Genomic DNA, 9,557 nt, shown 5'->3' on the forward strand with positions numbered 1-9,557 from the left:
CAGGAGCGCTGGATTATAACGAGGGTTTCGATAGGGTGCCATCCGAAAGATCCGTTTGTGCTATGCGAAGAAAGGTCGCCGCGAACTCGTCCGGCGGCAGCGGCAGGCTGACGATGTAGCCCTGGATCTGTTCGCAGCCTTCGGCGGCCAGGAAGCGCTGCTGCGCCTGGTTTTCCACGCCCTCGGCAATGATCGTCAGCTGCATGCTGCGGCCCAGGGCGATGATGGCGCGGGCGATGGCGGCGTCGTGGGGATCGTCGGGCAGGCCCCGGATGAACGACTGGTCGATCTTGAGGATGTCCAGCGGCAGGCGCTTGAGGTAGCTGAGTGACGAGTAGCCGGTGCCGAAGTCGTCGATGGCCAGCTGAACGCCCAGCAGCTTGAGCTGGTGCAGCACACTCAGCGCTTCCTCGGCCTGGCTCATGATGAAGTTCTCGGTGATCTCCAACTGCAGGTCGCCGGCCTTGAGCTGGTAGCTGCGCAGCAGCTGTTCGATGCGCCGGGCCAGGTTGGGCTGGCGCAACTGGGCGCCGGCCAGGTTGATCGAGAGCGGGCCGAAGGCGTGGTAGGCCTTCTTCCAGGCGTGCATCTGCCGGCAGGCCTGCTCCAGCACCCAGTCGCCGAGCTGCAGGATGGTGCCGTTCTCCTCGGCCAAGTGGATGAACTGCTCGGGCGGCACTTCGCCGAAAGTGGGATGGGACCAGCGGACCAGCGCCTCGGCGCCGACCAGGCTCTGGGTCTTGAGGCTGAACTTGGGCTGGTAGCACAGGCTCAGCTCGTTGCGCTCGATGGCGCGGCGCAGCTCGTGTTCCAGGGCAATGCGTTCGCTGGCCTGGGTGGTGAGCTCGCGGGTGTAGGCCTCGACGCGGTTGCGACCCTTGGCCTTGGAACGGTACATCGCGGCGTCGGCGTTGCGGATCAGGCTGGCGACATCGGTGCCGTCCTGCGGGTACAGGCTTATGCCGATGCTGGCGCTGGTGAAGAATTCGTGCTCGCCGGCCTGGAATGGTGCATGGAAGCCGGCCAGCAGCTTGTTGGCGATGGCGCTGGCATCGCTGGGTTTGTGCAGGCCGGGCAGGAGGATGATGAACTCGTCGCCGCCGAGGCGGGCCACGGTGTCCACGTCGCGCACCTGCTCCTTGAGGCGCTGGGCGATGCCCTTGAGCAGCAGGTCGCCCACCGGGTGGCCGAGGCTGTCGTTGATGTGCTTGAAGCGGTCGAGGTCGAGGAACAGCACCGCGCCCTGGCGGTTGGACACCTGGGCGCAGGTCAGCGCGCCCTGCAGGCGACTTTCGAACAGGGCGCGGTTGGGCAGGCCGGTGAGCGGGTCGTGGTGGGCTTGGTAGTCGAGCTTGGCCTGGGCGTGCTTGAGGCTGGAGATGTCGGCGAACACGGCGACGAAGTGGGTGATCTCGCGCTCGTGGTTACGCACGGCGCTGATGGTCAGCCAGCCGGGGTACAGCTCGCCGTTCTTGCGCTTGTTGAAGATTTCGCCCTGCCAGTGGCCCTCGGCGGTCAGCTGGTGCCACATGGCGGCGTAGAAGGCGCTGTCGTGCTGGCCGGAGGCGAGCAGGCGCGGGGTCTGGCCGAGGGCTTCGATCTCGCTGTAGCCGGTGATCTCGCTGAAGGCGCGGTTGACCGCGCTGATACGCTGGTCGGTGTCGGTGATCAGCACCCCCTCGGCGGTGTTCTCGAACACCGTGGCGGCCAGTTGCAGCTTTTCCTGCATCAGGTGGCGCTCGGTGATGTCGCGGGCGATGGTCAGCATGCAGTCGACGCCGCCGATCGGCAGTGGCCGGGCGGACAGCTCGCAGAGACGGATCTGCCCGTCGCTGCGACGAATATGGCAGCTGAAATCGCGCACGAATCCGTCGCGCTGCAGTTGGTCGACCAGGCGCTGGCGCTCGTTGAGGTCGACCCAGATGCCCAGGTCCAGCGAGGTCTGGTCGACCGTGGTGCTGATGTCGTAGCCGGTCAGGCGGCAGAAGCCTTCGTTGACCTCCAGCAGCAGGCCGTCGCTCTGGCGCGACAGCAGCAGGCCGTCGGGGGAGGCGTGGAAGGCCTTGGCGAACTTCTCTTCGGAGGTCTGCAACTGTTGCTGGGTTTCCTTGAGCTGGCTGATGTCGCGGATCGCTACCACCAGTGCCGGCATACTGTCCAGTTCGAAGGTTTCGGCCGAGGTCAGGCCGGTGAACAGTTCGCCGTTGCTGCGGCGGAAGGTCATTTCCAGGTTGCGAATGCCGCCCCGGTGCAGGCGTTCGAGCAGCGCCGGGCCGGTGCCGGCCACGCCCCACAGGCCGAGCTCGGTGGCGGTGCGACCGATCACCTGGGTGGGGCTCAGACCGATCAGCTCCTCGAAGGCTTCATTGACCTCCAGCAGGCAGCCATCGCTGTGCCGGGCTATGACCAGGATGTCCGGACACTGCTGGAACACCGAGGCGAACTTCTGCTCTGACAGGCGCAGGGCATCCTCGGTGTGCTTGGTTTCGCTGATATCGATCATCAGTCCGCGCATCAGCGGCTTGTGGCCGTGCTCGATCATGCTGACGATATTGCGTACCCACAGGGTGTGGCCGTCGGCGCGGATCACCCGGTAGTCGAGGCTGTGGTCGCGCCCGGCTGCCGTTTCGCTGTCGCAGTAGGCCTGCGCCCAAAGGGCGTCCTCCGGGTGCAGGATGCTGCGCCAGAAGCCGGGCTTGAGCCATTGCGCCGTGGGGTAGCCGAGCAGGTCTTCGGCATGGGGCGAGACATAGCTGTAGCTGAAGTCGTTGGCGTCGGCTTCCCAGGCCACCGCCGACAGGCTCTCGACCAGGCCGCGATAGTGGTACTCGCTGCTGCGTAGTTCCTGCTCCAGGGCTATGCGCCGGGAAATCTCCGAGCTCAGGCGCCGGTTGATGCGGATCACCACCGCCAGTATGGCCATCAGCACCAGCACCGCCGGCAGGCCATAGAGCAGGACATCGTGCCAGAAGGTCCGCTGATCGACGACGTTGCCCACCCAACGTTGCTGGATACGGCTGACTTCACTGCTGCTCATGTCGGCCATCACCTTGTCGAGGATGCCGACCAGCACCTTCTGCTGCCGGGGCACGGCCATGGCCAGCTGGTAGCGGTACGGTGTCTCGCCGCTGACATACAGGCCGTCCAGCTTGAGCTGGCGCAGGCTCCAGATGCTCGAGGCAAGGTCGCCGACCACCGCGTCCACTTCGTCGGTGGCCAGGGCCTGCAGGGTCGAACTGACATTGGGCATGGCCACCAGGTTGAGGTCGGGGTGGTGGGTGCGCAGCAGCTCGTGGGGGGCGTAGTTTTCCACCACGGCGATCTTCAGGCCGTAGAGGTCCTTGAGGTTGCGTGGTTGCGCGCCGCCGGAGTGGGCGAGGATGACGATCGGGAAGTCCAGGTAGGGGCGGGTGAAGGCCAGGTAGTTCTGGCGCTCCGGAGTGGACATGATCCCGGGGAGCAGGTCGAGGCGATTGCTGCGCGCCTGTTCGAGCACTTCTGTCCAGCTGCTGGGCTCGATCGGCTTGAGGGTGACCCCCAGACGTTCCTGGATCACGGCGATGTAATCGGCGGCCAATCCCTGGTAGCGACCTTCCTGGTCGCGGAACTCGAACGGCGGCCATGAAGCATCGACGCCCAGGCGCAGCTCGGGGTGGGCGCTGAGCCAGGCTTGTTCCTCGTCGGTCAGGGTCAGGGCGCCGGCCGTTGTGTTCCAGGTGAGCAGGAGCAGCAACAGGAAGGCCGGCATCATGGGCATAGCGGCCTCTCGATCAGGGGGTCTGATTCGAGTGTAGACGGGCATTCCACCCGCTGGGTAGACAGTGGCAACGACCTTCTGTCACATAAGAAAAACCCCGGCCTGGGCCGGGGTTCGTCTTTACTCGTCGAGGAAGGAGCGCAGATGCTCGCTTCGCGTCGGGTGGCGCAGCTTGCGCAGCGCCTTGGCTTCGATCTGACGGATCCGCTCGCGTGTCACGTCGAACTGCTTGCCTACCTCTTCGAGGGTGTGGTCGGTGTTCATGTCGATGCCGAAACGCATGCGCAGCACCTTGGCTTCACGTGCGGTCAGGCCCGAGAGCACGTCACGGGTCGCTTCCTTGAGGCTTTCGACCGTGGCCACGTCGATCGGGGACTGCATGGTCGAGTCCTCGATGAAGTCGCCCAGGTGCGAATCTTCGTCGTCACCGATCGGGGTTTCCATGGAGATCGGCTCCTTGGCGATCTTCAGGACCTTGCGGATCTTGTCCTCAGGCATCTCCATGCGTTCGCCCAGCTCTTCCGGGGTCGGTTCGCGACCCATTTCCTGCAGCATTTGCCGGGAAATGCGGTTGAGCTTGTTGATCGTCTCGATCATGTGCACCGGGATACGGATGGTGCGCGCCTGGTCGGCGATCGAGCGGGTGATCGCCTGGCGGATCCACCAGGTGGCGTAGGTCGAGAACTTGTAGCCGCGACGGTATTCGAACTTGTCCACCGCCTTCATCAGGCCGATGTTGCCTTCCTGAATCAGGTCGAGGAACTGCAGGCCGCGGTTGGTGTACTTCTTGGCGATCGAGATCACCAGACGCAGGTTCGCCTCGACCATTTCCTTCTTGGCGCGGCGGGCCTTGGCTTCGCCGATGGACATGCGACGGTTGATGTCCTTGATCTCGGCGACGGTCAGGCCGGTCTCGGTCTCGAGGTCGATCAGTTTTTGCTGGCAGGCGACGATGGCGGCGTCTTTCTCACCCAGGGCGGCGGCCCACTTGGTGTTGCGCTTGGCCAGGTCACCGGACCAGGTCTGGTCGGTCTCGTTGCTCGGGAACAGGCGCAGGAAGTCGGCGCGCGGCATGCGGGCATCACGCACGCACAGCTGCATGATGGCGCGTTCCTGCTGGCGCAGACGGTCCAGGGCGCTGCGTACACGCTCGACCAGTGCGTCGAACTGCTTCGGCACCAGCTTGATCGGCATGAACAGGTCGGCAAGGGCCTGCATGGCGCCGATGCTGTCCTTGTGGCTTCGACCGTGCTTTTTCAGCACCTTGAGGGTGTCGATCAGCTGATCCTTGACCGCACCGAAACGCTGCGCGGCAACGACCGGATCCGGACCGCTTTCGGCCTCTTCCTCGTCATCGCCGTCGGCGTTTTCTTCGTCTTCTTCGTCTTCCTCTTCCTTCGCGGCAGCGGCCTTGGCACCTGGAATCGGCACTTCTTCGGTCGGCGCGGCGATGTTGTCATCAGGGTCGATGTAACCGCTGAGAACGTCAGACAGACGGCCACCTTCGCTGGTGACGCGATCATATTCGCCGAGGATGTAGTCGACGGTGCCCGGGAAGTGAGCAATGGCGCCCATGACTTCACGGATGCCTTCCTCGATACGCTTGGCGATTTCGATCTCGCCTTCGCGGGTCAACAGTTCGACGGTACCCATCTCGCGCATGTACATGCGCACCGGGTCGGTCGTGCGGCCGATATCGGTCTCAACTGCCGCCAACGCGGCTGCGGCTTCTTCGGCTGCGGCTTCGTCGGTGTCGGCTTCCGCCAACAACAGGGCATCCGCATCCGGAGCACTCTCGAATACGTTGATCCCCATGTCGTTGATCATGCGGATGATGTCTTCCACCTGTTCCGGATCTGAAATATCCTCAGGCAGGTGGTCGTTGACCTCCGCGTAAGTCAGGTAGCCCTGCTCACGACCGCGGGTGATCAACTCTTTGATACGAGATTGCTGTTGCGCTTTTCCGGACATAACACCCTATCCACTGAAGGTCTTGGCGGGCAAAAAACAAGCCGAGGATTATACCCGAACCTGGACCTCACGCGCCAGATGAGGTCGGGTTTTGTGCTGGAACATTGCGTCTGAGCAGTTCGCGAAGCTTGGCGGTTTCTTCCCCGTCCAAGTCGATTTGACGCGATTTTCTGATCAAATGTTCCAAGATGCGCTCGCGCTGGCGAGCTGACAAACTAGTTATAGTGTCGAAAAACTGTTGTTCAAGGTTGTCGGCATCGATCAACCATTCCTTTTCCGCCAGGGCGCGCAGCAGGCGGCCCTGCTCGGTGCCGTGCCAGCGTGCGATCAGCTGCATTGAGCTTAGCTTAGGATTTTTCTGCGCGGCCTCGATCAGCGCCACCAGCAGCTGGCTGTACATTTGCTCTTCGTCGGCGAAGTGGCTGGCGTCCTCGACCTTGCCGGCCAGCAGCGGGTGGTGCAGCAAGGTGCGCAGGGCCGAGAGTGTCGGCGGTTCGACCGGCGCTGGCACCCGTGGCGGGGCTTCGCCGCGCTGGCCGTCGCGCTGCCAGGGCTTGCCGCCTTTCTTGTCCCATGGCTTGCCGTCCCACTGTTTCTTGCTACCGCCTTTGTTTGGCGTCCAGGGACGTTGCTCCTGCTGCTGCGGCGTATAGTCGGGCGGGTAGTGCATGTCGCCATGGTCAGGCGTGTAGCTGGCCATGGCGTCGTAATCGTAGCCGGGGTCGTAGTCCGGCACGCTTGGCGTTGGCGCGCTCTGCGCCAGCTGCTCCATCTGCTGCGGGTCAAGCCCGGTGATGTCCTTCAGGCGGTTGCGCATCAATTGGCGCAGGTTGGCGCCCGGCACTTTCTCGATCAGCGGCGCGGCCAGTGTGACCATGTGCGCCTTGCCTTCCAGCGAGCGCGGGTCGGCTTCGTTGCTCAACTGCTCGAAGAAGTAGTCGGCCAAAGGCTGGGCGTGCTGGTTGATGCGGGCCTGGAAGGCGTCGGTGCCTTCGGCGCGCACCAGGCTGTCCGGATCTTCACCCTCGGGCAGGAACAGGAAGCGCGCGCGGCGGCCGTCTTGCAGGCTCGACAGGGTCGCCTCCAGGGCGCGCCAGGCGGCCTTGCGGCCGGCCTGGTCGCCGTCGAAGCAGAACAGCACGCTGGGCACCACGCGGAACAGGCGCTTGAGGTGCTCCTCGCTGGTGGAGGTGCCGAGGGTGGCCACCGCGTTGCGCAGGCCTTGTTGGGCCAGGGCGATGACGTCCATGTAGCCCTCGACCACGATGATCTCGTCGAGGTTGCGGTTGTGCTTGCGCGCCTCGTACAGGCCATACAGCTCCTGGCCCTTGTGGAATACCGGGGTTTCCGGGGAGTTCAGGTACTTGGGCTTGTCGTCGCCCAGTACCCGGCCGCCGAAGGCGATGACCCGGCCACGGCTGTCGCGGATCGGGAACATCACCCGATCACGGAAACGGTCGTAGCGCTTGCCGCTCTCGGCGTTCTCGATCAACAGGCCTGCGTCGATCATCACCTTTTGCTGCAACGCGTCGGCGCCCAGGTGCTTGAGCAGGTTGTCCCAGCCCGGCGGGGCGAAGCCCAGGCCAAAGTCGCGGGCGATCTCGCCGGACAGGCCGCGGCCCTTGAGGTAGTCCACCGCTGCCTTGCGAGTGGCATGGCCGCGCAGGGCCTGGCGATAGAACTCGCTGGCTGCTTCCAGCAGCGGGTACAGCGGTGAATCGGTTGGCTGGCGCGGCTTCTGTCCGCGGCGGCCCTCTTCCCGGGGTACCTCCATGCCGGCCGCGCGGGCCAGCTCCTCGACCGCCTGGGGGAAGTCCAGGTTGTCGTGGTCCATGATGAAGCCCAGCGCGTTGCCGCCGGCGCCGCAGCCGAAGCAGTAGTAGAACTGCTTGTCGGGGCTGACGGTGAAGGAGGGGCTCTTTTCCTTGTGGAACGGGCAGCAGGCGGACAGGTTCTTGCCGGTCTTCTTCAGCTGGACGCGCGAACTCACCACATCGACGATGTCGGTGCGGTTGAGAAGGTCATCGATGAAGCTCTGGGGAATCAGCCCGGCCATGGCAGTCTCGTCATCTGGCAACTGGCAAGTCTAAACGCTTGTGCGCGGGTTTGGCGTGGGGTATCTCGCAGGAAGAGGAGTGTGCTCGTCACCAGCCCATGAAGGGCTCGTCAGAAAGGACGTGCACGCCTGGTCGAGGACCAGTTCTGACGCGTTGATGCGGGTTGCCCATGGCTTTTGCCGGGGCGCCCAAGGCGCATGGCCAAGGGTTTGAAGCGACCGCTGCCATCTGCCCGGCACGAGGCCGGGCATGGCAGAAGCTTTGCGTAGAACGGCTGTACTTAGTACAGACGAACGGCGCGGCGCTGTTCGCGCTGAACCTTCTTGGCGTGACGCTTTACAGCGGCAGCGGCTTTGCGCTTGCGCTCGGCGGTCGGCTTCTCGTAAAACTCGCGGCTACGAACTTCAGCCAGTACACCGGCTTTTTCGCAGGAGCGCTTGAAACGACGCAGAGCTACGTCGAAGGGTTCGTTCTCTTTAACTTTGACGGCTGGCATCCAGGGCTACCTTAATTCATTACCGGGGTAGACGTGCTCCTGGCAAAACATAAGGTGTGCTGGAGAACGTCGGTTTTCAAGGGTTGCGGATGTTAACCCTTAGCTGGCCGGAATGCAAAGCCTCTGATCGAAAACCGCTGGTCGGCACCGGACACGGGGACTATCATGCGCGCCTTCGAATTCAGCCTCAACAAGGCACGGACCCATGCTAGTACTGGGATTGGAAACATCCTGCGACGAAACTGGCGTCGCATTATACGACAGTGAGCGCGGCCTGCTGGCCGACGCGCTGTTCAGCCAGATCGACCTGCACCGCGTCTATGGCGGCGTGGTGCCCGAGCTCGCCTCGCGCGACCACGTCAAGCGCATGCTGCCGCTGATTCGCCAGGTGCTGCAGGAAGCCGACTGCGTCGCCACCGAGATCGACGCCATCGCCTACACCGCAGGTCCCGGCCTGGTCGGCGCGCTGCTGGTGGGCGCCTCCTGCGCCCAGGCGCTGGCCTTTGCCTGGGATATTCCGGCGATCGGTGTGCACCATATGGAAGGCCACCTGCTGGCGCCGATGCTCGAGGAGCAGCCGCCGGAATTTCCGTTCGTCGCTTTGTTGGTGTCCGGTGGGCACACCCAGCTGGTGCGCGTCGATGGCATCGGCCAGTACGAGCTGTTGGGCGAGAGCCTGGACGACGCCGCTGGCGAAGCCTTCGACAAGACCGCCAAGCTGATCGGCCTCAATTATCCGGGCGGCCCCGAGATCGCCCGCCTGGCCGAGCAAGGCACGCCCGGGCGCTTCGTGTTCCCGCGGCCGATGTGCGATCGGCCGGGCCTGCAGTTCAGCTTCAGCGGCCTCAAGACCTTCGCCCTGAACACCTGGCAGCAATGCCGCGACGCCGGGGACGACAACGAGCAAACCCGTTGCGACGTGTCGCTGGCGTTCCAGCAGGCGGTGGTGGAGACTCTGACCATCAAGTGCAAGCGTGCGCTCAAGCAGACTGGCCTCAAACGCCTGGTCATCGCCGGTGGCGTGAGCGCCAACAAGGCCTTGCGCGTTTCGCTGGAAGAAATGCTGGCCAGCATCAAGGGCAACGTCTATTACGCCCGTCCACGGTTCTGTACCGACAACGGCGCGATGATCGCCTATGCCGGTTGCCAGCGCCTGTTGGCCGGGCAGCGGCAGGACCTGGCCATCAGCGTGCAGGCGCGCTGGCCGATGGAGCAGTTGCCGGCGGTGTGAAAGGTGCCGGCTTGTGCGGGCGCCTCAGAAATGGCGCTCGCGCCC

At 64.1% G+C, this 9,557-nt stretch carries 5 protein-coding genes; 1 reads left to right on the plus strand and 4 read right to left on the minus strand.

Annotated features, from left to right (window positions below; translation table 11 throughout):
• Window positions 1-13 precede the first annotated feature (13 nt).
• From CC207_RS16420 to rpsU, 4 genes are all read right to left on the minus strand, one after another.
• Window positions 14-3,757 (minus strand): EAL domain-containing protein, encoded by a 3,744-nt coding sequence (locus tag CC207_RS16420; protein ID WP_088852411.1) that lies wholly within the window; start codon window positions 3,755-3,757, stop codon window positions 14-16.
• A 120-nt stretch (window positions 3,758-3,877) separates the two neighbouring features.
• A complete protein-coding gene (gene rpoD / locus CC207_RS16425) occupies window positions 3,878-5,728 on the minus strand; it encodes an RNA polymerase sigma factor RpoD (protein ID WP_028689045.1) in 1,851 nt (616 codons plus the stop codon).
• A 67-nt stretch (window positions 5,729-5,795) separates the two neighbouring features.
• Window positions 5,796-7,784: a DNA primase gene (gene dnaG, locus CC207_RS16430; protein WP_088852412.1), complete on the minus strand. Its 1,989-nt coding sequence runs from the start codon at window positions 7,782-7,784 to the stop codon at window positions 5,796-5,798.
• Window positions 7,785-8,065: 281 nt separating this feature from the next.
• Window positions 8,066-8,281: a 30S ribosomal protein S21 gene (rpsU, locus tag CC207_RS16435; protein ID WP_003255575.1), complete on the minus strand. Its 216-nt coding sequence runs from the start codon at window positions 8,279-8,281 to the stop codon at window positions 8,066-8,068.
• Between the two features lie 205 nt (window positions 8,282-8,486).
• Between rpsU and tsaD the strand changes: the two genes are divergently transcribed.
• Window positions 8,487-9,512 carry a tRNA (adenosine(37)-N6)-threonylcarbamoyltransferase complex transferase subunit TsaD gene (gene tsaD, locus CC207_RS16440; protein ID WP_028689043.1) on the plus strand — a complete coding sequence of 342 codons (1,026 nt, stop codon included), beginning with the start codon at window positions 8,487-8,489 and terminating at the stop codon, window positions 9,510-9,512.
• Window positions 9,513-9,557: the final 45 nt, after the last annotated feature.

Origin of the sequence: Pseudomonas sp. DrBHI1, from assembly GCF_002205115.1 — a bacterium.
Taxonomy (GTDB): Bacteria; Pseudomonadota; Gammaproteobacteria; order Pseudomonadales; family Pseudomonadaceae; genus Aquipseudomonas; species Aquipseudomonas mosselii.